The 26,123-nt window shown below is 60.4% G+C and carries 19 protein-coding genes; 12 read left to right on the top strand and 7 right to left on the bottom strand.

What is annotated here, in order from left to right:
• The first annotated feature begins 28 nt into the window (after positions 1-28).
• The 8 genes from R3C19_14120 (at position 29) to R3C19_14155 (ending at position 10,727) form a co-directional block, all read left to right on the top strand.
• Positions 29-1,213, top strand: coding sequence for a hypothetical protein (locus R3C19_14120; protein ID MEZ6061477.1), 1,185 nt, complete (start codon positions 29-31; stop codon positions 1,211-1,213).
• A gap of 204 nt (positions 1,214-1,417) precedes the next feature.
• The gene (locus tag R3C19_14125) at positions 1,418-3,199 is read left to right on the top strand and encodes an ATP-binding protein (GenBank protein ID MEZ6061478.1); all 1,782 of its coding nucleotides are present in this window, start codon (positions 1,418-1,420) and stop codon (positions 3,197-3,199) included.
• Between the two features lie 244 nt (positions 3,200-3,443).
• Entirely contained in the window at positions 3,444-5,180 is a 1,737-nt protein-coding gene (locus R3C19_14130) for a hypothetical protein (GenBank protein ID MEZ6061479.1), read from the top strand.
• Between the two features lie 353 nt (positions 5,181-5,533).
• Positions 5,534-6,256 (top strand): hypothetical protein, encoded by a 723-nt coding sequence (locus R3C19_14135; protein MEZ6061480.1) that lies wholly within the window; start codon positions 5,534-5,536, stop codon positions 6,254-6,256.
• A gap of 65 nt (positions 6,257-6,321) precedes the next feature.
• On the top strand, positions 6,322-7,218 hold the full coding sequence (locus R3C19_14140; GenBank protein MEZ6061481.1) for a hypothetical protein: 897 nt from the start codon (positions 6,322-6,324) through the stop codon (positions 7,216-7,218).
• A gap of 169 nt (positions 7,219-7,387) precedes the next feature.
• Positions 7,388-7,582 carry a hypothetical protein gene (locus tag R3C19_14145; GenBank protein MEZ6061482.1) on the top strand — a complete coding sequence of 65 codons (195 nt, stop codon included), beginning with the start codon at positions 7,388-7,390 and terminating at the stop codon, positions 7,580-7,582.
• A gap of 190 nt (positions 7,583-7,772) precedes the next feature.
• Entirely contained in the window at positions 7,773-8,855 is a 1,083-nt protein-coding gene (locus tag R3C19_14150; protein MEZ6061483.1) for a hypothetical protein, read from the top strand.
• 60 nt (positions 8,856-8,915) lie between these two features.
• Entirely contained in the window at positions 8,916-10,727 is a 1,812-nt protein-coding gene (locus tag R3C19_14155; protein ID MEZ6061484.1) for a S8 family serine peptidase, read from the top strand.
• Between the two features lie 17 nt (positions 10,728-10,744).
• Here the strand turns inward: R3C19_14155 and R3C19_14160 are convergent, their stop codons facing one another.
• From R3C19_14160 to R3C19_14175, 4 genes are all read right to left on the bottom strand, one after another.
• The gene (locus R3C19_14160; GenBank protein ID MEZ6061485.1) at positions 10,745-12,187 is read right to left on the bottom strand and encodes a DUF1501 domain-containing protein; all 1,443 of its coding nucleotides are present in this window, start codon (positions 12,185-12,187) and stop codon (positions 10,745-10,747) included.
• Entirely contained in the window at positions 12,188-12,547 is a 360-nt protein-coding gene (locus R3C19_14165; GenBank protein MEZ6061486.1) for a hypothetical protein, read from the bottom strand. It lies immediately after the preceding gene.
• A 233-nt stretch (positions 12,548-12,780) separates the two neighbouring features.
• On the bottom strand, positions 12,781-15,564 hold the full coding sequence (locus R3C19_14170) for a PSD1 and planctomycete cytochrome C domain-containing protein (GenBank protein ID MEZ6061487.1): 2,784 nt from the start codon (positions 15,562-15,564) through the stop codon (positions 12,781-12,783).
• 388 nt (positions 15,565-15,952) lie between these two features.
• Entirely contained in the window at positions 15,953-16,981 is a 1,029-nt protein-coding gene (locus R3C19_14175) for a zinc-binding alcohol dehydrogenase family protein (GenBank protein MEZ6061488.1), read from the bottom strand.
• A 1,047-nt stretch (positions 16,982-18,028) separates the two neighbouring features.
• On the opposite strand from R3C19_14175, the gene R3C19_14180 reads away from it, so the two are divergent.
• The 3 genes from R3C19_14180 to R3C19_14190 all read left to right on the top strand — a co-directional run bounded on the left by R3C19_14180 (position 18,029) and on the right by R3C19_14190 (position 22,557).
• Positions 18,029-18,640 (top strand): hypothetical protein, encoded by a 612-nt coding sequence (locus R3C19_14180; protein MEZ6061489.1) that lies wholly within the window; start codon positions 18,029-18,031, stop codon positions 18,638-18,640.
• A 130-nt stretch (positions 18,641-18,770) separates the two neighbouring features.
• A complete protein-coding gene (locus R3C19_14185) occupies positions 18,771-19,679 on the top strand; it encodes a hypothetical protein (GenBank protein ID MEZ6061490.1) in 909 nt (302 codons plus the stop codon).
• A 526-nt stretch (positions 19,680-20,205) separates the two neighbouring features.
• The gene (locus R3C19_14190; protein MEZ6061491.1) at positions 20,206-22,557 is read left to right on the top strand and encodes an efflux RND transporter permease subunit; all 2,352 of its coding nucleotides are present in this window, start codon (positions 20,206-20,208) and stop codon (positions 22,555-22,557) included.
• A 30-nt stretch (positions 22,558-22,587) separates the two neighbouring features.
• Here R3C19_14190 and R3C19_14195 read toward each other — a convergent pair whose 3' ends face one another.
• The 3 genes from R3C19_14195 to R3C19_14205 all read right to left on the bottom strand — a co-directional run bounded on the left by R3C19_14195 (position 22,588) and on the right by R3C19_14205 (position 24,608).
• The gene (locus tag R3C19_14195; GenBank protein ID MEZ6061492.1) at positions 22,588-23,463 is read right to left on the bottom strand and encodes a ribonuclease H-like domain-containing protein; all 876 of its coding nucleotides are present in this window, start codon (positions 23,461-23,463) and stop codon (positions 22,588-22,590) included.
• A gap of 144 nt (positions 23,464-23,607) precedes the next feature.
• Positions 23,608-24,345 (bottom strand): 2-amino-4-hydroxy-6-hydroxymethyldihydropteridine diphosphokinase, encoded by a 738-nt coding sequence (gene folK / locus R3C19_14200; GenBank protein MEZ6061493.1) that lies wholly within the window; start codon positions 24,343-24,345, stop codon positions 23,608-23,610.
• A gap of 80 nt (positions 24,346-24,425) precedes the next feature.
• Positions 24,426-24,608, bottom strand: coding sequence for a Flp family type IVb pilin (locus R3C19_14205; GenBank protein MEZ6061494.1), 183 nt, complete (start codon positions 24,606-24,608; stop codon positions 24,426-24,428).
• A 558-nt stretch (positions 24,609-25,166) separates the two neighbouring features.
• Between R3C19_14205 and R3C19_14210 the strand changes: the two genes are divergently transcribed.
• Positions 25,167-26,051, top strand: coding sequence for an alpha/beta hydrolase (locus R3C19_14210; protein MEZ6061495.1), 885 nt, complete (start codon positions 25,167-25,169; stop codon positions 26,049-26,051).
• Positions 26,052-26,123 lie beyond the last annotated feature (72 nt).

A 26,123-nucleotide genomic window follows, 5' to 3' on the forward strand; every position in this document is an offset into this window, starting at 1 on the left:
CAAACGACGCTTTTCCTTCCGGTACGCAATGACGTTTGATTTCCAAAAATGCGGGGGGTTTCGTTTCGCGGCGGTGCTGCTGTTTTCCGGAATCGTTGCGTCGACGGCGGCGGCTCAGTCGGACTCCACAAATGACAACACGGTCGGCGACGAAGTCGTGCTGCGGTTGATTGCGAACCTGGACGCCGACAGCTTTCGACTCCGCCAGCAGGCAACGCGGGATCTTGTCGAGATCGGCGAACCGGCTGCGGAGCCTCTTCGGCAACTCCGGCAAACGGGTTCACCGGAACAAAGGCTGCGAGCCGAATTCGTGTTGGCTCAGATTCAGAACCATTCCTTTTCCGTCCTGCTGGCGGAACTGCAGGCGTCGCCGTCGGCTGGTCTGGCATCGCGGCTGCCGTGCTGGGACAGATTTTCGGAACTGGCCGGCAGCGATCCGCGGGCCGTTGCATTTTTCATTTCACTGTTGGCGGCGGAACCACAGTTGTTCACCGCTTGCCAGAAGAATCGCGCGTCGGTTCCGGCGCTGCTTCGCGCGCGAGTCTCCGAGCTTCAGGAATCGCTGGCTCCCGGACCACTCACCGACAGCGACGCGTCGGCGGAATCGATCGCTGCCGTGCTGCTGATTTCCGGCGACCGGACGGTACGACTTCCCGGAGCCACGTCAACCACGGTCAGCATGCTGGCGTTGTCCGATGTGCTGAAATCGAAGCTTTCGCCGGCCGACGCCGAAGCAGAGTTGTACCGCCGTCTGGCGGGAGCGTGGGTGCTGCGAGAAGGCATCGCCCCACAGCGTCCACTGCTGTTGGCTCAGACATACCGCCTGCCGGAAGGCCCGCCGCTGGCACGTCGCGTGTTGAAGACCGCATTGCGGGGAACGAACGGCTGGTACGCGATGACGCTGCTGGCTCAGCAGGGTTCGCGTGATGACCTGCCTCTGCTGGAATCGCTGTTCGACAACCACCAGATTTTGTTTGCCGCGACGCAGAATCCGGATGAAGACGCCTATCGCGTCGAAATCGGCGACGTGGCTCTGGCGACTTCGCTGGTTCTGCGGGGCGAAGATCCCCGGCGATTTGGATTCCCCGACGTGACTCCGCAGCGCCCGTATTCGATGGCATTGGATTCCACAGGCTTCGCGACAGAAGCCGCTCGATCAGCCGCCGTGGAAAAATACCGCGAACGCTTTTCTGATTCTGTCCCGCAGAAGTAGGTTCCGGCGTCCCGACGAAACCTGCGGCCGCCACGACGCCTGCTGTCGCCGTGGCCCCGTCTGCGACGCCCCCCGCTCGGTTCGAAAGTGCTTCGCACCAACCTCGGCGCGAGGTTGAGCCGGCGGCGGGTCACGGCTAATGTGCCTGTCAGGAGTCTTCGCCGAACCGTCAGACCGACAATGTGGCTCAGAGGCAACGGGCTGTTGAAAACGGAGCCAGCCAGCGTCCGGAGTCATCCGGCCTATCACTACAACGAACTCGCGCTGCAACTGGCTGCATGCGCCGCGATCGTTGCGGCGGGAGTCGTGCTGTTTTCCAACAAGGCGCCTGTGGGCCTGCAGCTTTCGGTCGGTCACATCGGTTTGGCCGCCGTGTTTGCGTTCTGCCGATTCCGCCTGCTGCCTCGCGTGCAGACTGCCGGTCAGCTTGACGCGGTTGTGACCGTCGCCGTGGTTTCGGTCTTCGCCATCCAGATCTGGTCGGTGGTTCTGCATTCGGGCGCGGAGTCACCGGCGGGAGTGGCCTGTCTGACGGTCACAATCAGCCTGTTGTATTGTTCGACGACCGCATTTCTGTGCACAGTCGCAACGGGTGCCGGGTTGTGGCTGATGAGTCGGCAGATGGCGGGCGGCAGCCGTTTCGACATTGATCTGGTTCACCTGTTTGTGACCGCCCCGGCCTGCGCGATTGTCGTTCGAATGTCCGTGCTGCAGATGTTCGGCGCGCTGAACGGGCTGCGCGAGACGGAACGGCAGACGCGGGCGGATCTTGAAGCCACCGTCGCGACTCTGACCGTCGAGAAACAGCTCCGGCAGCAGTCGGAAAATCAGTTGTTTGAGGTGCAGAAGAATGAGAGTCTCGGGCTGATGGCAGGCGGCATCGCTCATGACTTCAACAACGTGATTCAGGCCATCAGCTCGTTTGCCGAAGTGATTCAAATGACGTCCGGCGATCAGCAGGCACGTCAGACGGCCACAGAGATCGCGAAGGCCGCAGCCAACGCCGGCGACATCTGCGCACAGATGCTGGTGTTTGCCGGAAAGTCTCAGGATCGGCACGAACTGACGGATCTGGGAACACTGACGCTGGACCTGCAGGCCCTGCTGCGTGCGGCCGTGCATGACAACATCACGCTGACTGTTTCCCGTCAGCCGAACGTGTCTTTGTCAGTCCCTGCCAATCCCGGTCAGATCCGGCAGGTGCTGATCAATCTCGTGTCAAACGCCGCGGATGCCACACGGGAAAACGGGGGAAATGTCTCCGTGCATGTCCGCCGCCTGGATGTCGAAACCGATGCCGACCTTCCGTCAGGCAGAGTGACCGGGAACTTTTCCGTGCGGGGACCCTGCGTGGCCATCGAAGTCACCGACGACGGTATCGGGATTGACTCGGAAATTCTGCGGCAGATGTTCGATCCCTACTTTACCACCAAACCGACGGGGCACGGATTCGGCCTGTCGGTTGTCCTGGGAATCGTCCGCAGCCACAACGCAACAATCTTCGTGAATACCGTGCCGGGTCGCGGCAGCACCGTGACAATGCTGCTTCCGTGCCGGGATGCTGCGACTAAGCAAAACCACCGTCCTGCCGATTCCGCGACTGAGCGTCCGGTCGCCGCGACACGCCGCATTCTGATTGTTGACGACGAAGAAAGTGTCCGCCGTTCCGTGGCGCGAATGCTGACCGCGCTGAATTGGCAGACAGTCGAAGTCAGCGACGGCAGCACGGCGATCGAACTGCTGCAATCTGATCGCCGGTTTGATGTCATCCTGCTGGACTACACGATGCCCCACACCAGCGGACTGGAGGTCGCTTCGCTGTTGCGGCATTCCGGGATTTCGATCCCTCTGATTCTGTGCAGCGGTTTCGTCGATCACGCCAGCGAACCTGGCTTGCTGGAAATCGCGGACGCGTTTCTGGCGAAACCGTTCCAAAGCAGCGAACTGATCGCAGTCCTGGATCAGGTGCTGCAGGGCTCTCGATGAACCCGAATCTCGCGGTTGACCGGTACGAATTTGACAGCGACTCACCGGAATGCGTCGACGCTTCGTCCTCGCCCGGCGCAGCCTCCGGGAGACTTCGCACCCGCGAAGCGACGTGCGGGAGAGGGCACAACGGTTCAATGGACGATCGGCGTTGGCACGACAACCGGACGCCCGGGGACAATTGCACTTCGCGCGGCGTTGACCGTCAGACAGTTTGTCTGGCGGAATCCGCCGTCGGCGGATTATGCTTCGCCGACCTGCATTCGACGAAAACCGGTTTACGGAACGACAGACGGACATGGATGACCAGATCGTGAAGTTCGCACGCTTGCCGCTGACGATCGTAGTTTTGTGTGCCGCACTGATCGCCGGGGCGGCGGTCGGCGAAGATCAGACTGCTTCGGAATCCGAAAACGTCGTCGCGCCTCAGCAGCTTGTAGATATTTTCTCGCTTCGCGCAGACGTCCGAAAACTGCTGAAGGCGCAATCGTCCTTTACGGCGATTTCGGGCGACGGAGAAGTCAACGATGAATTCCTCTTCGGCATCCTCGACGTCATCGAGCGGCAAAAGCTCCTGGTCGCTGATTCGCCGGCGTTCTTCCGTTGCGACCTTTCGGCAACGTGGCCAGAAGAAGGATTGGCCGTAACTGCAGTCGCTCCGATCGGTCGCGACAGGATTCATGAATGGTTCGACGAAGATCCCGAAAAATTCGAAGAGGCGTCAGATGGCATTACCATGATAGATGGGACGCCTGTACTGATCGCCGACGACTACACGGCCCTGCTGCAGTGTGATACACCGATTGCCGAAGACCGACTCGTCCGTCTGAACCGCGTGCTGAAGGAAACGCGCGAACTGCGACATCAGAAGATGGCCTCCCTGTCGTCGCAGCCCCGGCAAATCGGTCGTTCGGCTCTGAAGCCTTTCATCGCGAGTTTCCGGGCAGGCCTGGCAGCGGATGCTCAGCGACGCGACAACGAGAGTGACTTCGACTTTTCCTGGCGTTCGCTGTATCAGCGCAGCGTCCTGGCGCTGGTGGACGTTTTTTTTAATGACATCGAACGCCTGGAGTATTCGCTGGATTGGTCCGAAGCGGATGAGTCTCTGGTATTCGAAGTGAAGATCGAAGCGGCAAAGAAGTCGTCGCTGGATCAATACGTCGACCGCGTTCGATCCGGAGACAGTCGAGCGTTGTCGTGGCTGCATCCGGATCACGAAATGTTCGCGACAGCGACCGTGCCGATTCCCGCGTTCATTCAGGAACTGCTGCCGGAAGTCGGAAAGGCGACTGCTGTGGCTGTTCAGCAGGAATGGCGGCTCAGCGACGGCACAAGAGAACAGATCGGGCGTTTTTTTTCCGACATCGGTGAACGCGGACGCCTGGATGCGCTGATTCAGACCATTCCGGTCAGCGACGGATCGCGGGCGATTGCGGGAGTCCTGCCGCTGGACGTCGGCGGTTCGCTGTCTCCGGCCGTTGTCGAACTGGTGTCCGCGACGGGCGGCTTTGATTCCAGCGTTCCGACGACGGACATTGGCGGCTGGCCGCTACATCGAATGAAGGACTTCGACGCGTTCCAGACCACGGGAGCATCCGGTGACTGTGACCTGTTTCTTGTTGTGACGGAAAATGCCATCGCCTGGATCATCGGCACTGAAAAATCGATTCCGGTGCTGGAGACAATCGTTCTTCGTGAATTTCAGGCCGACGCAGAAGGTGACCGTTTTCGACGCTGTGCGTTCGCTGCAAAGAGCAGCGCCGCGTCACTCTTGAGGTTTTCGGAATTCGCCGACAACACAAAGGAGCGGGTTCCCAAACACGTCGCCGATCAGGCTCCCCGCGACAACATCCGAATCACGCTCGACACGGAACCGCACACTCTGCTGCTGACCGCTCACTTTGAACGAGACGCCACTTTACTCGGACTTCAGGCGTTCAATTTCGTCACCCTGTCGCTGTTGGAGCTGCTGGATCTGTGACCGCCGACGCATCTCCGGCTGCGATCCGCGTGCTGCCGCCACGGTCGCTCGTCAGTCGGGCAGACTTCGTCGGCAATTGCTGCCGGTTTCCGTCGCTGAGAAGCTGGCTCGGTTAGGGTGACTTTGCGGATCGCAGCGGTTGTGCCAGCGCTCAGGCGTGCAGTTCCGGTCCGGTTGGGAGGAATAACCCGGAATGGTGATGTGTATCGGCTGGCTTGACGATTCCGGTTGTAACGCCGGTTGCCACGTGCGGCTCAACCATTCTGAAATCACGGACTCGCGGCAACCGGTTCGGCCATCGTCCCGGGAGCCAACCTGTGCCCTCCTGCCATCCCGACAATCATGTGCCGCGGATGAAACGTCTGCCGGCAGGAACCGTCGCTGCGATTTCGATTGCGGCACTGCTGGTCTGCGGCTGCACGACCGCTCGCAGCACGATGCTGTTTCGCGATCCCGGCAACACACAGTGGCAGCAGGACAAGACCACGGGCTATCCGATCACCCTGCGCGTTCCCACGCACATCAAAGTGGAGATCGTCGAGAAGCTGTACCTTGTCGACGCGGGCAGCAGGGGCGTCCGGCCGGCGGTTGACGAACAAAACAACGTGTTTCGAAGCTGGGACTTCAGGACTCAGATTCTGGAGACGGACAAGGTCTTCACCGTCGACTACAAGCGGCCCGTCGCCGGAACTCTGAACTACAACACGAACCTGAGCCCGGATCAGTCGATCGAGGTCATCCAGAACCGGCTGGCGGACGACGCGATCGCTCAGATCGGTGTTGCTGTTTCCAACACACTGCAGGCGGTGACCGTCGGCGGAACGCAGGCCGACTTTTCATTCACCAACGTCGGCTCAGGCGGCACGTTTCCGACAGCCACAGGCCAGAACGCGAAGGGCGAACGTCCGTCTGCGATCGCCAATTCCCGCGACGAACTGTCCGGGGACAACATCCTTCCCGTGACAAACGTCGTCGCCGCGAAGGTCTTTGCGATTGACGACGCGGACTTCGAACTTCAGGTTCATCAGTTTCTGGAATGCGGACTCGGCGTCGCCGGAACGTCGCTCGGATTGTAGCGCAGGTCGCCGGCGGTCTGTCCGAACAGACGACCGGCCGGCATTCTTCAGGGGCAAACAGCATCATGCGGTGGTTTCAAATATCGGCAGTCGCGACGCTGATGACGGCCTGCGGATGCGCGACCATCAGCAGCACTTTGATTGAACGCGACGTCTGCGACACGGGATACACGGACAGCACAACAAAGGGAGTGCCGATCACGGTAAAGGTTCCGACGCACCTGAAAGTCGTGGTCCGCGAAACGAGATTTCTGACACTGGACGGCGACACGCTGACTCCCGTCACGTTCGACAGAACCGTTGTCGTCAACAACAACGGTCAGTCGGTGCTGCAGACACTGTCCGAACCGGTCGTGGCCGTCGACGTGGATCACGAATACATCGAAACGGAAAAGATTTTCACGGTCGATTTCAAACGGCCGGCCGCCGGGACGCTGAATTACAAGCTGGGTTTTGAAGATCAATACATCACCAGCATTCAGAACGAACTGCAGGATCGCACGATTGCCGACGTATCCACCGCCATCAACCGGATTCTCGGCAGCGTGGCCGACCTGCGCACGGGCGGTCTGCGAGCGGGCCTGTCGGATGTCGGCGAACGTTCGAGCGGGCTGAAGTCGCTGCAAAAGGTGTCGTCCATTCGAGCGGCCGCGGTCTTCGAATTCGATGACCCGATGTTTGAAGTCCGGCTGGCCGAATTTCTCACGCAGCATCTCTGCGCGGAAACGTGTCACGACGGAGCAGCCTTCGGCGAGCCGATCGATGGCTTCACAAGCAACGTTGTCTATCCGGCATCGAACCGTGTTCCGTCGCTGGGATCCGGGCCGACAGCGTCCCGCGGTGTGTCCGCCCATCCGGCGTCAATGTCGGCTCTGCCGGCTCGCGTCACGCTGCCGGCCGGGCCTGGGCGAGCACGGTTGCCGGCCGGTTCGCAGGATGTTCGCGGCCATCATTCGTACTGACCTCATTTCGTATTGACATCGTGACCGAAAGATCGCCTTTGTTTGACACGCGGCCAACAGGGCTGAATGTTCCCGACCCGCCGGCCACGCATCAGGCGGCCTCATGCCGAGCCGGGAACACACTTCAACTTCGCTTCGGACCAGCATGACACGACACCGGGAGAACACCGTGCGAACTCGACTGCGAAGCAATCGGCAATGTTGTTTTCGACGCGGTCTGACCGCTGCGGCACCGCTGGTGTGCCTGGCGATGTGCGGATGTCACATTGTGCAGGTTGTCGACCAGGCGGCTCCACCGCAGTTGGTGGATGTCGGCGGACTTGTGGCTGCGCTGGCACGATCGCCGTTCCCGCGGAGGGACTGACGCTGCTGCAGGCGATTCTGCGGTCCGGCGGTCCCGCGGTTGATCGCACCGAACGGAATCAGCTGCTGGTTCAGCTTCGCCGCCGCGAAAACGGAGCGGCCGTGAACTACTACCTTCCGCTGACTCTGGTGGAATCGGACATGGCGGGCGAGATCCAGTTGAGTCCGGGAGACACCGTCCAGCTCGTATCGTGGCAGACGACAACGCTGCGGGATCAGCCGGGCGGCGGGCAAGAATTCAGGTCGGCGGGCTCAGCAGTGTCGAAGGAGAATGCCGCGACTGTTCGACCGTCCGCGAAGTCACCGGACAGTACGCTCTGACGACATCGCCGCTTGTCGCCGCAACGCCGACTGTCGTCGTGCTGCAGCGGAATCGCGGTGCGATCCAGGAACGTTTCGTTCTGCCGGTCAGCGCGGACACGCCCGGCGGGCTGTCGAATGTCAGTTCACGAAACGAAGCAACAAATCGCGAGGACGACGCGGCTGCCGGTGTCAGCAGTACCGGAACTGACGGGCTGGTGCTGTTGCAGCGCCTGGGATTCGAGATGGGAGAATCCAATACGATCACGGGGACTCGCCCGGGAACCGTCGCCGGTGATTCGGGCATTGCAGCGAATGACGTCGTCGCGGCCGTCAAGCGCGCGAACGACACAGACTTCCGTGAAACCGCCGACCGCGCCGCCGTCGCGGAAAGCATCGCGAGCGCCGTCGAGAACCGGGAAAAGGAAATCACCTTTCGAATCCTGATCGAAGGGAACTCCGGCGAAGCGGACGAAATCACGATTGCGCTGGATGGCGTCCGGACCGACACGTCGCCGACTGCCGGCGATCGCACCAGCGGTTCCGCTGGACTTTCCGGATTTCAGTCGCTGCCGCGGTTTGATGCCGCGATGCTGAACGCGGGAGTTCAGGACGGCGACGTCGCGGAATTCACTCGCCTGGAACAAATGCCGGTCGTGCTGGCGGGTGTGCTGGCTCCCGCGCTGCATCAGGCGATGCAACAGCAGCAGGCCGCGGCGCAGCGCCGTTCGGAAGCTGCGAACAGAAACATCTTTTCGCGGATTCGAATCCCGATCGTGTCACCGACTGTCAGTCGCGTGAAAAACCAACTGGCATCGATGCATCAGATCACGATTGAGCAGCGGCGGGGAGAGATCCCGGTTGTCGATCAGATATCGATCGGCGAACTGGCCGGACAACTGGTTCCGCCGCAGACAGACATCGGCCGAGCGGGACTTTCCGGAACCGGCGGCGACGGCGCGTGCCGTCCATAGCGGGCCGGTTCCACCGTCGCAAAGCCCGGCCGGCAAACATCGGTTGCGAATCACACCACGATGCCACTTCAGACTCGCAAAGACAGGAACACCGTCAGCTACGACGTCTGCGGCGAAACGGTCACGCTGCACCGCGACCCGGATTTTGTCGCCGTGCGTTACCGCAACCGTACGGCGCGCAGCGACCGGCACAGAGTTGTCGAGGAATGCCAAAAACTCGGAACGTTTCACGACCGCATCGAGGTGCCGAGAGAAGAGTACACTCTGGTTCCCGTGGCGGATCTGCGCCGCAAGCCGGGCTTTCGTTCGGTCAGAGACGAAGTGCAGAAGTCGAATGAAGTGATCAGCGTGACTCCCGTATACCGGCTCGGTTCGGCGCGAGTCATCGGGACTCACCGGCTGACGGTCGGGTTTCAGCCGGGCACGAAGCGCCGCCGAAGTCTTCTGAAAAAGCACGGCTGCCGTACTCCCAATCGCTTCGCCAAAGATCATTTCGAGAACGAATACCGGATCGAACTGGTCGACGAAACCGGCGACCCGTTCGATAAGGCGGCTGAACTTTCCGCGCTGGAAGAGATCATGTTCGCGATTCCGGAACTGGTGATGATCGCCGATCGTCCGGGGCTGATGGCCAACGGCGATTCGATGTCGGCCGCCCCGAATCGGTACTACCTGGAACTCACGTCGGCGCTTGATGCGTGGAAGGTTCAGAAGGGGAATCCGTCCATCAAAGTGGCTGTTCTGGACGTCGGTGTCGACGCGACTCACCCAGACCTGAAACCACAACTGGTCGCCAGTTTCGACGCTGTCAAGGACGACGATTTTCCCAGCGTCGAACCGACCGATTATCACGGCACTGCCTGCGCGGGTCTGGTCTGCGGCATCGCGGCCAGCGACGACGGAGTGACCGGAATCGGCAACGGATGCTCACTGGTTGCCATTCGTATCGCCTGCATGAAGAACAGTCAGTTCAGTATCAACATGAACGACATCGTGCAGGGAATTCGCAAAGCGTGGCAGGATCTGAAAGTCGATGTGCTGAGCAACAGCTGGTTCTTTCCTCCGAATCAGCAGATTGCGAATGAGATCGCTCGGGCAAGAACCAGCGGGCGAGTCAATTCCGACGGCAAAGCTCTGGGGTGTGTCTTTGTTGCCGCTGCGGGAAATGACAATCAGGCGGTGGACTTTCCCGCGCGGCTGGATGGCGTGCTGGCTGTTTCGGCAGTCGGACCGGACGGCAGGGTCAAGGAACCCGGTTCGCACGGACAAACCTGGGGCGCAAACTTCGGACCGGAAGTCGATATCTCCGCGCCGGGAGTCAACCTGTGGACGACCGACAACGTGGGAGCGAACGGGCATACCGACAATAACTTCAACGGGACATTCAGCGGCACGTCGGCGGCGACGCCGCTTGTGGCCGGAGCCGCGGCGCTTGTACTTTCGGCCGCTCCGCAACTGACGGAACTGGAAGTCCGCACGATCCTGCTGCACACCACCGATGTTCCCGCGGGTGTTGTCGTTCCGAATGATCGCTACGGCAGCGGAAACCTGAACGTGCTGGACGCCGTGGAAGCCGCTCGGTCGCAGTTGACGACCGTCAAGGGAGTCATTCTGCAGGCGGGCGACGCGGTCAGCACGCCCGATGCCATTCGCGCCGGCTGCTATTTCCTGAGACTGAACGACGGTTCCTCCGTGGCACTGCGGGCGTATTCGAATTCGGCCAGCGGGCCGTTCGATGCTCTGGAAAAACGAAGCATGGCCCGGCTATCGCAGTTTGTCGGCAGGACGGTGACTGTCAGCTACAGCCATCGGCTGGACCGGCCTTCGGGGTCGATCCTGTGGGGCGTGACGATTCACGACGAGTCCGCGTGACGCCGGGGGGACAGCGTTCAGGCCAGGACTTCGCGAATCACTTCGCCGAAGTCTTTGTCCAGTCGCTGCCGGCCGGGAACCACCAGTTTTCGGTGGTTCAGGCCAAGCTGGTGCAGCACGGTGGCATGGATGTCGGTGACGTAGTGTCGATCTTCGACGGCATGAAATCCGACTTCGTCCGTGGCACCGTGAGCGATGCCTCCCTTGATGCCGCCGCCGGCCATCCAGACACTGAAACCGTACGGATGGTGATCACGTCCGTCACTGTGCTGAGAACCGGGGGTCCGGCCGAATTCTGTGGCCCACACAACAAGAGTTTCGTTCAGCAGCCCGCGCTGCTTCAGATCCTTCAGCAATCCGGCCACCGGCTGGTCGATCTGCCGGCAGAGTTTGGAATGACCGGGTTTCAGTCCCGAATGAGAATCCCAGTTGCCCGCTCCGCCGTTGCTTCCGTGATACACCTGAACGAACCTGACGCCGCGTTCCACAAGACGTCGAGCCGTCAGCATCTGCTGACCGAAGGTTTTCGTTTCTTCCTGGTCGAGTCCATACAACTGCTGCGTCGCCGACGTTTCATCATCAAACTGCACAACTTCCGGAACCGCCGTCTGCATTCGGAACGCCAGTTCGTATGACTTCATCCGAGCTCGCAGCGCTTCATCGTCGGCATAATCGGCGGCCGTGATGCTGTTCAATTCCCGCAGCAGTTCGAATTCACCGGTTTGCTCTTCCCGGTAGACGCCAGCCACCGGCCGTGCATAGGGAAGCGGATTGATCGGGTCAATGTTCAGAGGAACGCCGTCGTATTGCGGGCCCAGGTAGTTGGCCCGGTGACATTCGCGACCGCCGCAGCAGTCGGCAACCGGTGTTCCCATCACAACAAACTGCGGCAGGTTCTCGTTCAGCGATCCCAGGCCATAATTCGCCCAGGCACCGATTGTCGGAAAGAATCCATCAACGCGATGCCGGCCGGTATGAAACTGAAGCTGAGCACCGTGATTGCTGTCTTCGGTCCACATGGAACGAATGACGCAAAGGTCATCGGCACAGTCGCCCAGGTGCGGGAACCAGTCGCTGACGGGCAGGCCGCAGTCGCCGCGCCGGCGGAACCCGACCTGCAGCGGGTAGCATTCCTTGCGGATGAATCCGTTATTGGGGTCGAACGCGACGACGCGTTCGTTGGCCAGATACGGCGAATCCAGCACATGCGCCAGCGGCGTTTCTTCGATGGTCATCCCCGCGTATTTGTTCAGAGCGGGTTTCGGATCGAATGTTTCCAGATGACTGGCGCCGCCAATCATAAACAGCCAGATCACGCTCCTGGCTTTTGGAGCGATGTCGGCCATGCCGCCCGGAACGCCGGCGGCTTCGCGACCAAGGACGGCGGCGGCGGCAACACTGCCGAATCCCAGGCCCAGATCGCGAAGAAACGCGCGGCGATGTTCCGGTGTGAAACTCATTTACTTCTGCAGATCGTGATATTGACGAAGCAGAGCGATCGCTCTGTCCAGGTCATTCTTGTTTGACGCCAGGAACTGCTTAGCCGCCTTCAAAGACGAAAAGGAAACCGTGTCCACCTGAGGCTTGGCAACTTTCTTCACAACTCCCGCTCCCGAGCCGACCTTTCGGCGCTTCTTTCGCTTTGAACCCATACCCAGAGCCTTGCGGGCCATCGAAAACGCATACGCCGCGCTGCTCTTGTTAATCCCCGACTGTTCCTTGCTGAGCAGTCGATAGATTTCCGGACCTGACATCTCCGGATTTGCCTTCACCGCTTCACGTACGGCCGCCGACAGATTGAAATCGCTTTTCTTAGCCAAAATGCACCACCAAATCGTTTCAAAGGTTCAGACACTCACACCCGACCGGGCGCCGACAAGGCGCTGCCCGGCACAATTGGATGAATGAAAATAGTAGGATGGTGGTTTGGAAACAACCGACGACAGCAGATTTTCCCATGCGATCGCGCCTGTAGGGTTATTCACTACGCGCCATTTTCCCATACTCAGGACCAATTGTGTGCCGCCGAACAGCCGCCTTCTTCAACAAACCGCTATCGGATGGTGACAAAATCATTGTGATTCAACAGCACGTGGATCAAATTCTCTCGTGCTCGCTGCCGCGGATCGGTCGCGGCCGACACCGTTGTTTTGGCCGTGCCCGGCAGTGGAGTCAGTTGATCGGAAGCGGACAGCCGGTCCGATTGCGTCGCCAGAAACTCCGTACAGGCCTGCAATTCGTCGTCCGTGCAGGACCGGCCCAGAACGGTCTGAAAGGCGATCCGGATATATCGTTCTCCGGTCGTATTGGCGGTTTTTTCCTGAGCATTCTGCGATCCCTGTTCGGAATCGCCGGCTTCCGCCGCAATGCGAGACGCCAGCCGGCGCGAAGCGTCGAACGTCAGCGGACTGTTGGATAGTGCCAGGGCCTGCTGCGGAATAATACTCGGCGACCGGCGGTAGCATTCGGATGGTCCGGCGGCATCGAAGATCACCAGCATGGTCATCTGTTTTTCGTAGGCGTGACGGAAATAGACACTTCTCCGCAGAATCGATTCGCCGTCCTGGAAGTCTAAATCCGGGCCGCCCCTGGTGGTGTCCAGGGCACCGGAAACATGCAGCACGCTGTCCCGGACCAGTTCCGCTTCCATCCGCCGCACATTGGACTTCCACATTATTTGATTGTCGGGATCGACGCGGTCGTTGGCCGCCATCAGCGCTGTTTCTCCTGCTGAGGCCCGGCAATACGCGCCGGATGTCAGCAGCAGCCGATGCAGATGCTTCATGCTGTAGTCGTGTTCCATAAACTCAACCGCCAGCCAGTCCAGCAGTTCGGCGTGACTTGGCCTGGGGGTCTTCAACCCGAAGTCAAAGATGTTCGCAACCAGTGGTTCACCAAAGTGCCGCATCCAAATGTGATTCACGGCCACTCGCGCCGTCAGCGGGTTGCGACGATGCGTGATCCATTTCGCAAGAGCCAGGCGTCGTCCGGTGCTCACCGCCGGATAGGTTTCTCCCACCGGCGTATATTCCGCAGGTTCCGGCAATTCCTCGGCGGACTTTCCGTAGCCGGCATCCAGGGCGGCTTTTGCGGCCTGTTGGTAGGCCTTCGCGGCTTCAGCAATGGCGGCCTGTTTTTTGCCGGCGTCTGCTTCGTGGCTTTTGTGAGCTTCGACAAGACTGTGTTTCTTCTGCAGTGCGTCGGCGCGGGCCTGCTGAATCTTGTCGGCCTGTTGAGCGACAGCCGCGTCTTTGGCCAATTGCGTTCGCTGTCCCTCATCGGCATCGGAGAACTTCGCGACGTCAGCGGCCCAGCGAGCCTTCAGGCCGGCAAGTGCCGTCTCTGCTGCCAGAACGTGTTGTTCCAGGACGTCTTCTTCCGACGGAATGCGGGGAACGATCGCATCCGCCAGCTCGGGGATTTCCGGAACCACCGCGTTTTCTGCATCAGCGATCTCGGCCGGAGATGCGGCGCGGTATTGGCTGAGCTTCTGTTGAGCGGTATTGAGCCGATTTTCAGCGGCGGCGAAATCTTCCTGCCGAATGAATTCTCGCAGCGCGGGAAACGCCGCAACGGCTGGAAGACTGACCTGCTGCGGTTCGAAGGGCAGATCCAGAATCGAAGGCAGCGCCGGCGCGACGGGGTGTTCCTTATCCGGCTGCTTTTCATTTCCGTTGATATACACCCAGGTTTCGGCATCGGGAGTCTTGTCGTAGGCTCGCACAATGCCGCTTTTCATCAGATCGGATTCGCCGGGAACGCGTTCCGTGCGAACATGATGTGGTTCGAAGATGGCTCGAAAGCCGTAGTACTCGCGCTGGACGATGGGATCGTATTTGTGATCGTGGCAGCGAGCGCAGTTGACGGTCATGGCCAGAAATGCCTTGGCCGTATGTTCCACGGCGGCGTCCAGCCAGATGTCGCGATTGCTGTTGTGGAAGCTTCGAGCCAGGAATCCCGTGGCGCGCAGCGTGTCGGGATCCTCGGGTGCCACTTCATCGCCGGCCAGCATTTCCACAATCATCCGGTCATAGCTCTTGTCCTCATTCAGTGACTCGATGATCCATTCACGCCACCGCCAAATGTGCCGCTGACTGCCTCGAACTTCATTCTGATAGCCGTCCCAGTCACTGTATCGCCAGACGTCCATCCAGTGGCGTCCCCAGCGTTCTCCATAGGCGGGATCGGCCAGCAGACGGTCAATCAGCCGTGGCCACGCGTCGCGCGAATCGTCGGCCAGAAACTCATTGCGCTGCTCGCGAGTCGGCGGCAGTCCGATCAGATCCAGATACACACGGCGCAGCAGCGTAGATTTGTCGGCGCGTGGCAGGGGAGTCAGCCCCGCGACATCCAGCCTGGCCTGAATCAAGACGTCGACGGGATTCGTTTGTTCCGCAATCACACCGGGAATCGGCACTTTCACCGGAAGCTGATACGCCCAGTGACTGTCGGGTCCTGCGGGGATATGTTCGTTGTCGGGAAAGACAGCTCCGTTGCGAAGCCATTCCGTCAGAAGTGCCACCTGAGCATCGGTCAGCGCGTCACCGGCATCTTTCGGAGGCATTCGAAGGACCGGGTCTTCTGTTGTCACGCGTTGAATCAGGAGACTTTGATCCGGCTGCGTTGTCAGAATTACCGGGCCGCTGTCGCCGCCTTTCTGGATGAGCGTTCCGGCATCGAACCGCAGCCCCGCCTCCTGCGTCACCGCTCCGTGACAGGAACCACATTTTTCGGACAGCAGCGGCTTGATGTCGCGAACGTAGTCAACGTCCGCGGCGGACACCGTTGAAGCCGCAAGGACAATCGCGGCAGGCAGCCGGAGAATTCTGATCAGCATGGCAACGACTCTTGATCAGGGGGAAAGGCGGGAGTCCAGGCGGGGCGGTCGGGCATGCCTGCCGTGAATCTCACGATGCACCGGCAGGTTTGTGGTAGGGAAGGCGTCGAATGGGTTTGGCGACTTCACCATTTGACTCGATACTGCCACAAGCCGCCCTGGAACGGCCGGCCGGAGATTCGTCGCAGGCGCGTTCAAACAGTGCTGCGTTATGGTCCACACAGTTCAAGCGCAGTCTACTCGACGCAATCGCAGCGGTCCACAATCGCTGTCTCAGTCGCGCCGCTGGTGCAGGTGGCGACACGGAGTTCGCAAGATTGGGTTCGCCGACCACCATTCAGCCGTCCGGGATCGCTGTTGTAGCCTCGGATCGGGCTGTCGCCGGACGTTAATCCGCGACGTCGATCACCGCTTTGATGACGCCGGTTTCCGGTTTCGTCAGCCGGTCGAATTCTTCGACCACATCGTTGAAACCGATTCGGTGTGTGATCCAGGGATCGGTATTGATCGTTCCGTCTTCAATCAGTCCGATGATGCGGCTGAAGTCGGCGGGCAGAGCGTTGCGTGACGCTTTCAGAGTCATTTCCGGCTTGTGCAGCACCGGGTGGACGAAACTGATTTCCTGCGTCGTTATCCCGACATAAACGAGCGATCCCGTGTGAGCGACAAATGCCAGGGCCGCAGACATCGATTTGTTGCTGCCTGTGGCGTCGGTGACGACGGAGTATTTGTTTCCGCCGGTGATATCCATCATCTGAGCCAATTCGCTGCCGTCGCCCCGGAAGGCAATTGTGTGAGCAACGCCGTAGGTTTGTCGGCAGAACTCAAGGCGATCGGCATTCATATCCATTACCGTCACGATGGCTCCTGTCAGGCGCGTGAATTCCAGCGTCGCCAGGCCAATCGGACCGGCTCCGATAATCAACACGTGATCGTCACGCATGGGCTGTCCGCGGTCCGTGGCATGGCAGCCGATCGCCAGAGTTTCAACCAGCGCGAGTTGTTCCATGGACAACTTCCGCGAAGGATGAAGTTTTTCCGCGCGGATGAGAAAGTGTTCGCAGAGTCCGCCGTCGATCATCACTCCGATGACATTCAGTTTCTCGCAGCAGTTCGAAGCTCCGCGGCGGCAGGCATAGCATTCGCCGCAGTTCATGTAGGGTTCCACGCTGCAGCGGTCGCCGGGCCGAACATTCGCGACGTCATCGCCCACCGCCAGCACTTCAACTCCCAGTTCGTGACCGGGAATTCGCGGGTAACTGAAGAACGGCATCTTGCCCAGGTAGCCGCTGACGTCAGTACCGCAGATCCCCATGCAGTGAGTCCTGACCAGCGCCTGTCCGAATCCCGGCAGCCCCGGATCGTCGATATCAATCTGTCGGAACTGTCCGGGCTGCTGTAGCTGAATGGCTTTCATGCGTCGTTCGGGTTCGTGGTGGGAATTGGAAGTTGTGGTGGTTGAGGTGATCGCCGCGAGAACTCGCAGGTGCTACCGATCGCCCGAAGGATGCGGCCTGATAATCCGTGTCTGCCGCAGCTTTCGGCCGGGCCTGGTCTTCTCGGACACAACCCGGACGCGGGTTTTAGCGGGTCACGGAATGCTTCGGCAACCGACGCCAGGAAGCGACAATCCATCACGTTCCGCGGCGAATGGACCGCACCGGTCCGTGACCACCGCAGCCGAAGCCCCCGTCCCTGCCGAAGGCCAACGCGGAGAGGTGCATGCGCGGACCTGCAACGAGCGGCGCTGGTGCAGGAACCCCTCCCGGCCGAAGGCCATCGGGGAGGGGTCGAACGAGCGAAGCGACGTTCGGGGGAGGGCACGTCCGCGCGTTCGTCGTGCTGTGTGCGAAGGACGCCGAACCCGCTCGGCCCTCGGCCCTCTCCCGGGCATCGCTCCGCTCGCCCGACCTCTCCCGGCCGGACGCTGCGAGCTGGGCGAGGTTGGTTGCGAAGGACGGACATGCAGCGCGCGGGCGCGAGGTTGGCAAGCACCCCTCCCGGCCGAAGGCCATCGGGGAGGGGTCGAACGAGCGAAGCGACGTTCGGGGAGGGCACGACCGCGCGTTCGTCGTGCTGTGTGCGAAGGACGCTGAACGCGCAGTCGGCCCTCTCCCGGGCATCGCTCCGCTCGCCCGACCTCTCCCGGACGCTGCGCTGGGAAAGGTGCATGCGCGGACATTGCTTCGCGTTCGCTGGCGAAGAACAACTCAAGACGCAGGCAGTTCATGCTGACGTTTTTTGCCTGTGCATCTCACCAGCGGTCGACGCGGTGACGGCTCGCCGGGGCTGAAAAGCATTTGGGTCAGCACTCGCATTTCCCCGGTGAGTCATTTCTTTTTTCGGTCGCAGTGCAAACCGGTTCAATTCCCGTTATCGTTTTCCCGCGATTGGCAGGAGCTGAAATGAGTGCCGGGACGCTGGAGTTGACTTCTGCATACTGACGTACGAGCGGGGAATTTTCATGGCAGACAAACCAAAACAACAAAGCAAACCACCGGGTGTTTCACCGGTCCGAAAGATCGTGTCCGGCGTCCTGCTGGTCGCGCTGGTCGCCGTTGCCGCCATTGAACTGCGAGCGAGTCTCGGTCAGCGGCAGACGGCCGAAGCTCTGGAAAAACTCAGCAACGACTCCACCGGCGAACGATTGCCGCTGGAAGAAGCCAAAAAGCTGATTTCGATGTCACCGAAGGAAGAACTCGTCAGCGAAAACGACAACTACACGGAGTACTGCTATTCGTGGTTCAGTCTGTTTCGTCCAGGAAAGCTGCAGGTCTATGTCATCGCCGACAAGACGGACCCGCCGAAATTCATTTCTTCCGCGACGGAACCGGATAAGCAAATGATGTCAGCTCCGGCCGGCGGGGCGGATTCCTCCGGTCCGCCGATGGGACCGATGGGGAAGCGGCGGACCCGGCGGCGGCATGACCGGACCGGGACCGGGTGGCTTTGGCGGTCCGGGGCGTGGCGGTGCGGGCGGGCGACCCCGGTCGACGACACTGCGACCGACGAAAACGCGACGCCTGAACCCAACGCCGATGAACCCGACGCGGCACAAGCGGACGATGCTGAATAAACCGTCGACCGACACCCTTCCAAAGATGCCGTTCGCGCAGGTATCGGCGTCGAGATTCACCACCGAAATCCTTCGCCTGCTGCGAGAACGCTGTCCGCACCATTCCGTTTTCCATTGCAGGAACACAACGATGAGACCCCGACATCTGGCCGTACTTTTCTGCATTCTTGGCGGGTCTGTCGCCGGCGCGATCGCGGACGCCGCGGACATTGTCACGTTCCACGGTTACGACAAGGCCGTCGAACTGAAAAACGATGCCGGTGTGACTGTGATTCTGTGCCCGCAGGTCGGGGGGCGAGTGCTGGAGTACTCACTGAACGGCAGGAACGTCCTGTACGTTTCGGACGACGAAAAGAACTGGAAACCCGGCAACCGGCCGCCGTCGTCCGCCGGTCGATTTGACATCGGTCCGGAACTGATCATCCCGCCGCGAGAAGTCCTGTGGAGCGGTGAATGGACCGCTGAAATCACCGGCCCGCGATCGGCTCGCATGACCAGCCAGGACGACCCCAACACGGGAGTTCGGCTGATTCGCAGCTTCACGCTGGCCGCCGATTCTTCAAAGCTGACGTGTACTCAGACGATCATGAACGTGTCGGACGAACCGAAGGAATGGTGTCACTGGAGCCGCACGTTTGCCGTCGGAAAAGGACTGTGCTTCATTCCGCTGACTGCGAACAGCCGCTTTCCCAATGGTTACGTGCTGTACGAAGAAGGCGGGCTGATCAACATGCGTCCGGAAGATCCGGCCATCGTTCGGCGGAGCGACTACCTGCAGATCGGGCCGACTCCGCGGAAACCCAAGCTGGGGTTCGACAGCTATGCCGGAACAATCGCATACGTCGCGCCGAATGATCTGCTGTTCGTCAAGCGGTTCCGCACGTTTCCCGATCGCGTCTACAACGAAGCCGCCGGTTTGACGATTTCGGTTTGGTATCCTGACAACGCGATGGTCGAACTGGAACCGATCGGTCCCGCGAACGCCTGCAGCCCGGCCAGTCGGCGGACTTCACGGAAGATTGGTATTTGTCGCCGATGAAATTCCCGACGCCGACGCCACTATCAGCGTCGAACAACTGACTGCCGCAACAAACGCAATGAACTAATGCCTGCGGCAGATGAGAAGATACCCTCCCGTTTCAACGGGAGGGTCGAAGCTTGATCGCCGTGCAGGCGATCAAACGAGGGAGGGCGTCAACTCGATTCACTATCGAGTCTCAGAAATTCGGAACTTTTCTCTCAACAAAACCTTGAACCATTTCAAGACCGTCGCTCCCGTTGAAACGGGAGGGTGAAGCTATTGTCGCTCTGCATTGGTAAATTCTCACCTGTCGATCGTCTAATGACCGAAGCAGCCGCGTCCAGCCGTTGCCCGTGACCGGTCGATCGCGCGGCCGGTCCTCACCCCGATTTTTCCGCTGGACGCAGAAAAATCTCCCTCTCCCGCTTTGCGGACGAGGGGACAAGGCACACTTCGGTCGGCGCGGATGGCTATGATCTGTCCGGTCCATACACCCGACGCGCTGCGACCTGACTGCGTCATCATCGGCCGGTGATTTTCTGATATGCGACGAACGTTTGATGCTTTGATGATCTGGTCCGCCGACCACCGGTCCGCGACTGCGGCTCTGGTTTTGGCGCTGACGGCGATTGCGATTGTGGGGTACTGGAATCCGGAACTCGTGCGGTCGTGGCTGGTGACGCCGGAATTGGAAACGACGGTGGATGACGGTTCCGGGGCCGCGAATGAAGTCTTCGAAACGCCGCCCGACGTGGATCCCGTCAGCCTGTCGAATTCCGACGCGGTGCTGGTGGTTCAAAGCGACGCCTTCTTTACTCCCGCCGGAGCGAAGGCGATGCGTCATGTTGTGGATCGACTGGAAGAACTGAACTACGTCCGGCGGATTCTGTGGATGGATCGTGTTCCGGTGCTGAACATTTTCGGCCTGCCGGAACCGCTGTTTCCGCGGTCTCAGGCATCCGAACAGCGGTTCGCCGCGGCGCAGGAAAAGGCGATGCAGCATCCTCTGGTGGGAGGCCAACTGCTGTCGGAAGACGGCCGGACAACGCTGCTGCTGATTTCGTTCGACTGGGACTTCGTGCGGACCAACGAACAGGTCACTGTCGAGCTGCGCGAAGCCGCCGAACGCGCGGCGGCCGATTTTCCCGACGTGCCGCTCAGCTTTCAGATTACCGGACACGTTCCGGCAGTCGTCACCATGCTGGAGGCTCACGAATCAAACCGCGTCAAGTATCAGGCAATCGGTTACGGCACCGTCTTACTGATGGCCATTTTCCTGTTTCGCGGTGTCAGAGCCGTGTTGATTGTCACGCTGGCGCCCGTGACGGGGCTGATCTGGACGATCGGAATTCTGCAGTACTTCGATTTAGATGAGAACCCGTTTATCGACATCATTCTGCCGGTACTGCTGGTGCTGGTCGGAATGACGGACGGCGTGCATCTGATTGTGCAGATTCGCAAGCTGCAGGCGTCGGGGCTGAAGGAACGACCGGCCGTGCGGCAGGCGTTGAAGCAGGTGGGGATGGCCTGCTTTCTGACGTCGCTGACCACCGGCATCGGCTTCGGATCTCTGATGCTGGCGGAAAACGACTGGGTCCGGGAATTCGGCTGGTGCTGTGTGATCGGCGTGGCGCTGATGTTTGTGGCGGTGGTGACGGTGATTCCTCTCGCCAGCGGAACTCGCCTGGGCCGCAACATTCATGTCGGCCAGGAAGGCAGCCTGATCGACCGCAATCTGAACCGCATCGCCGGACTGATTGAAACGGTGTTAAGACGCCCGAAGCTGGTCAGCGCGATCGGCATCGGATCGACGGCGCTGCTGATCGCCGCGTCGCTGACACTTCGGCCCGACGAACGACGTTCCAACGCTCTTCCGGAACACAGCGAAGCCTACCAAGCGCTGAAGCACATGGACGAGAATCTCGGCGGGCTGGAGTTTTCCCGAGTCGACGTATCATGGTCGTCCGACGTCGGCCGACAGTCGCCGGAGATTCTGCAGGTGGTGACCGAAGCGGATGATCTGCTGCATACAGAACCGCTGATCGGCTATCCGCTCAGCATCCGGAATCTGGTGGATTCGCTTCCCGGCAGCGGACCGGCGGAAGACCGCATGTCGATGATCGAACTGCTGCCGCCGCCGTTGAAGCGAGCGTTCTTTACTCCCGAATATCGTTACGCGACGGTCAACTTTCGAGTTCAGGATCTCGGTATCGCCAGGTTCGATTCCGTGTTTCGACGCGTGCAGGCCGGGCTGAAGCAGATTGAACAGCGGCACCCGGACTTTCATCTGCAGCTTTCCGGAATGGCCATCAGCCGCTGGGAAAACGTGTACCAGATCGTCATCGACCTTGCCCTGAGCCTGGGCACGGCGGCGCTGGTCATTTTCTTTGTGCTGGGGCTGACGTATCGGTCGGTAAGAATCGGTCTGATTTCCGTCGTGCCTAACCTGTTTCCGCTGGCGGCCACCGGAGCCTGGCTGGCGGTCAGCGGTCAGTCGCTGGAACTGGTCAGCGTGCTGGCCTTCACCGTGTGTCTGGGAATCGCCGTTGACGACACGATCCATTTTCTGACGCGGTTCGAAGAAGAATACGACCGCACCGGGGACCGCACGACGGCGATTCGGAACGCGTTCACGGGAGTCGGCGTGGCGCTGGTGATGACGACGTCGGTGCTGCTGGCCGGCTTCGGAATCGTGTCGTTCAGCGATTCCCGCGATCATCACATCTTTGCCAGCATGGGAGCGATGACGATTGCCGCGGCGCTGTTTGCGGACCTGGTGTTTCTGCCGGCGCTGCTGTGCTGCTTCGCGCCGTCGCGTCGTTCCGTGCAGTCCGGAAGTTCGGTTGCCGCGGGCGAAGCTCGCGATGCCGGACCGCAGGGTATAGTCGCGAACTGACGCCCGCCGTTGCGGTGCTTGCAGAGCTGCTCAGCGTCGTCGTCGTCGGCGAGTTCGCAGCGTGGCCGGACTCGCGCCCCCGAACATGCTCTGAACAAACCTGGCACGCCGATCCGTTGACTGCGTCGCTACGGGAGTCGCGGGGCTTGCCGGAAGATGAGCCCACAGGTCGTCCGCCGAAACGTCCTGTCGACGCGCAAGATGCTGAGACAACAGCACCAGCATTAACACGTCCGCCGCACAGTAACGAATCAGGTGGTCGCGAGCCGCCTGGTCCTGCCGCTGCCGCCAGTCCCACCACAATCGAACAGCCATTTCGCCGTCCGTTTCGTGCAGGTCCGCCGGACGCGGGAAACCCAGCCGTGACGTGATTCGCTTCAGGCCGCCCTTCAGTCCCTGATGATGACTCAGCCACCGCAGATCCAGATGAGGGCACGGCAGCGAAGGAATGTGAAATCCGTCCAGCACGCGAGGCACGTCAAACGAAGTTCCGTTAAACGATGCCAGCAGTTCGACATCATCCAGCAGCGAAAGAAAGTCGTCCAGGTTTTCGTGTTCCACAAATGTATGCAGCCGTCCCCGATGCCAGCAGACAATGACGGTAATCGTCGCGTCAAGTTCCAGACCGGTCGTTTCAATATCAAAGAAGGTGGTACGGTCGTGATACTGCGACAGAATCCGCCACTTGTCGCCGGGACTGAAGCGGTCCACGAACCAGCCGATGTCGTCGTCCTGCAGTGCCTGCAGTGATCGCTGGCATTCGGCAACAACAGCGGAACGCAAACCGGCCGGAATGCAGTCGGGATCGCCGACGACGTCATGCCACGATGTCACACCGCGTTCGGCCAGTTGACGCAGCTTCACAGGTCCCAGGCCGTGGCAGTGCTGAAAGGCTTGCGAAATCAAGGCCAGTCCGTTCGTTGAAATGGAGAGAAGTCATCCGTGTCTGTGCGACCGAATGATAACGCCGGCCGGCATTCTCACCAGAGCAGCCAGCTCCGCCGCTGCGACAAACCGAATCGCGCCGGCCGCGCGACGTCCTTCGCGTCATCATCCCAGCGCCGCGGTCAGCACGTCGTGAAGCCCCTGCTGCCAGTCCTGCAGCGGAAGTTCGATCACGAAGTCCTGTGGATGACGCGGCTGAGTTCGCGGTGTCGCGCCGTCCGCCGGCGTGTTGACAAATCGAAGTTTCGCGAAAACGTCCGAGTCGCAGGCGCCCGACGTCCGTGAGGCTCGCAACCGCACGCCATCCGGAACATTGGTCTCGCCGATCCGCGCCAACGTGCGGGGATCGTTGTTCGGAGCTTCAATCTCGAAGATCAGCGGACGCCGAAGCAGGCGGTTCCGGAGTTCCGCGATCGACAGTCGGAAGACCGGATGGATCACGTCGGCAGCGATCTCCGACATCGGGTCCAGAACAAACCGGCGGTACCACAACGCCGGATGGGGGACGACCAGATCGCCGGAATCGCATACGTCGTCACCAAACAGCAGCAGGTCCAAATCCAGAGGCCGTGGTTCCCAGCGACGGTGCCGCGTTCGTCCGGCGGCCGCTTCGGTGTGATGCAGTGCGGCCAGCGTATCCTTCGCGGAAAGGGAAGTGCTTAGCATCGCCGCGGCGTTCAGGAACTCACCTCCGGCGGATGCTCCCATCGGCGGCGTTCGATGGACGGAACTGACGGCAAGGACGCTGAAACCCGAATGCTGCAGGCGGTCAACAGCCTGTTGAAACGCGGCTTCGACACCGTTCAGATTTCCGCCGAGTCCAATGCAGCAGCGTGTTGGCATGTCCGTCTCCCGAATCGGAGACTTTGACAGGCGAATGGCGGTTCAGCAAACGAAGGACAATCCGTAACGAACAATCCGTATCAGAAGCCGTGAGCCTGAAGTTCGCTGTCATTGCGTTCCCACCATGCCTTGACGCCGCCGCCGGCGGACGTCAGGCCGATCATCAGAACAGCAAGAATCAGTGCCAGCATGACGGCGTATTCGACGGACGTCGCAGCGTCCTCGCTGGTCAGAAATCTGCGTACTTTTTCCAGTCGCGTCATTACCGGTCACTCTCTCTAGGACTCTCCTGGCGTTCCGGCGGGAGTACTCTGGTGAAAGCTAGTTCAGGGTTCGAAATGGTCAAAACCGATGTTTCCGATCCACGCCGAATCGTCAGGCCGCACGATCGACCGATGTCGGATGTGTGCCAACCGGTAAAATCGATACGTCGCCTGAAGTGATAACGACCGGGTTTCCCCTGCATTTGGTTTCTCAATACGAACTCATCAATCCGGCAACTGTGGTTCCGACGCGCCACGAGCCAAACGTCCATCCTCAAATCGTGCGACTCGTTGGAATCCCGACCGCGATTTTATACCGCGATCGGGGCAGAATGAGACATTCGGGCTCGCGGGAGCATGAAGAGCGAAAAGTATCGGCGTCCGCCGCGGCCAGTATAAGATCCTGCCGGCGGAAACGTCGTGAGGCGGTGCGGTCCGGTCACGCAGCGCCGATTGCTCGATTGCTGCACAGTGCAACGCCGAGTTCATCGGAAGACGCAGCGGGCGATGGCATCCGGAATTGTCGTTCGCTGCAATGAACTTCAGGAGACTGACGGGATGATTCGACAGGTGTGCGGAATCTGTGTGTTTCTGTTTCCGTTGGCTGTTCTCGGCGGCGAACCGCTGGATGTCTGGCCGGGGCTGGCGCCGGGGGAAACGACGTCGAATGCCGGCGAACCGCAGCCGTTCCGGAAAGGCGAAGAACCGCCGGTAACACGTGTCGAAAACATTACTCACCCGACGCTGACGGTGTGGCTGGCCGATCATCCGAACGGAGCCGGCGTTGTGATCCTTCCCGGCGGCGGATTCGGGAAAGTTGTGACCGACAAGGAGGGTTCTGAAATCGCGGCGTGGCTGAATCGTCACGGAGTCACAGCGTTTGTGCTCAGCTATCGCACGACGCAGCCGGGAGGCAGTCTTCCGGGATGGCGGCGACCGCTTCAGGACGCTCAGCGGACGATGTCTCTGGTTCGGTCGCGTTGCGGCGAATGGAACCTGGACCCGAATCGCATCGGCATCGCAGGGTTCTCCGCGGGAGGCCAGGTTGCCGCTCGACTTCTTTGTGACGGCGGCCGAAAGACCTACGACCGCGTCGACGAAACTGACGACACTGTTCATCGCCCCGACTTTGCGATGCTGATCTATCCGTGGAATCTCTATGACAGCGAAACGAACGCTCTGATCCAGGACTGCGTGGTTCCGCAGAATTGTCCGCCGACGTTTCTGGTTCACACCGATGACGATCGAGCGTCGTCGCTGAGTTCCGTGCTGTTTTACGCCGAACTGAAGCGGCTCGGCATCCCGTCGGAACTGCACGTTTATGGCAGCGGCGGACATGGCTACGGGTTGCGGCCGATCCCCGGTTCGCAGATTTCCACGTGGCCGGACCACGCGGCTCACTGGCTGAAATCGATCGGTGCAACAGCCCCCGCGTCGAATTGAACGATGCTGGACGACGTCGGCCGATCGCCGGATCAAAGCGTGCCGGCAGTACGACGCAAATCTCCGTCGGTC

Source organism: Planctomycetaceae bacterium (assembly GCA_041398785.1).
GTDB lineage: Bacteria > Planctomycetota > Planctomycetia > Planctomycetales > Planctomycetaceae > JAWKUA01.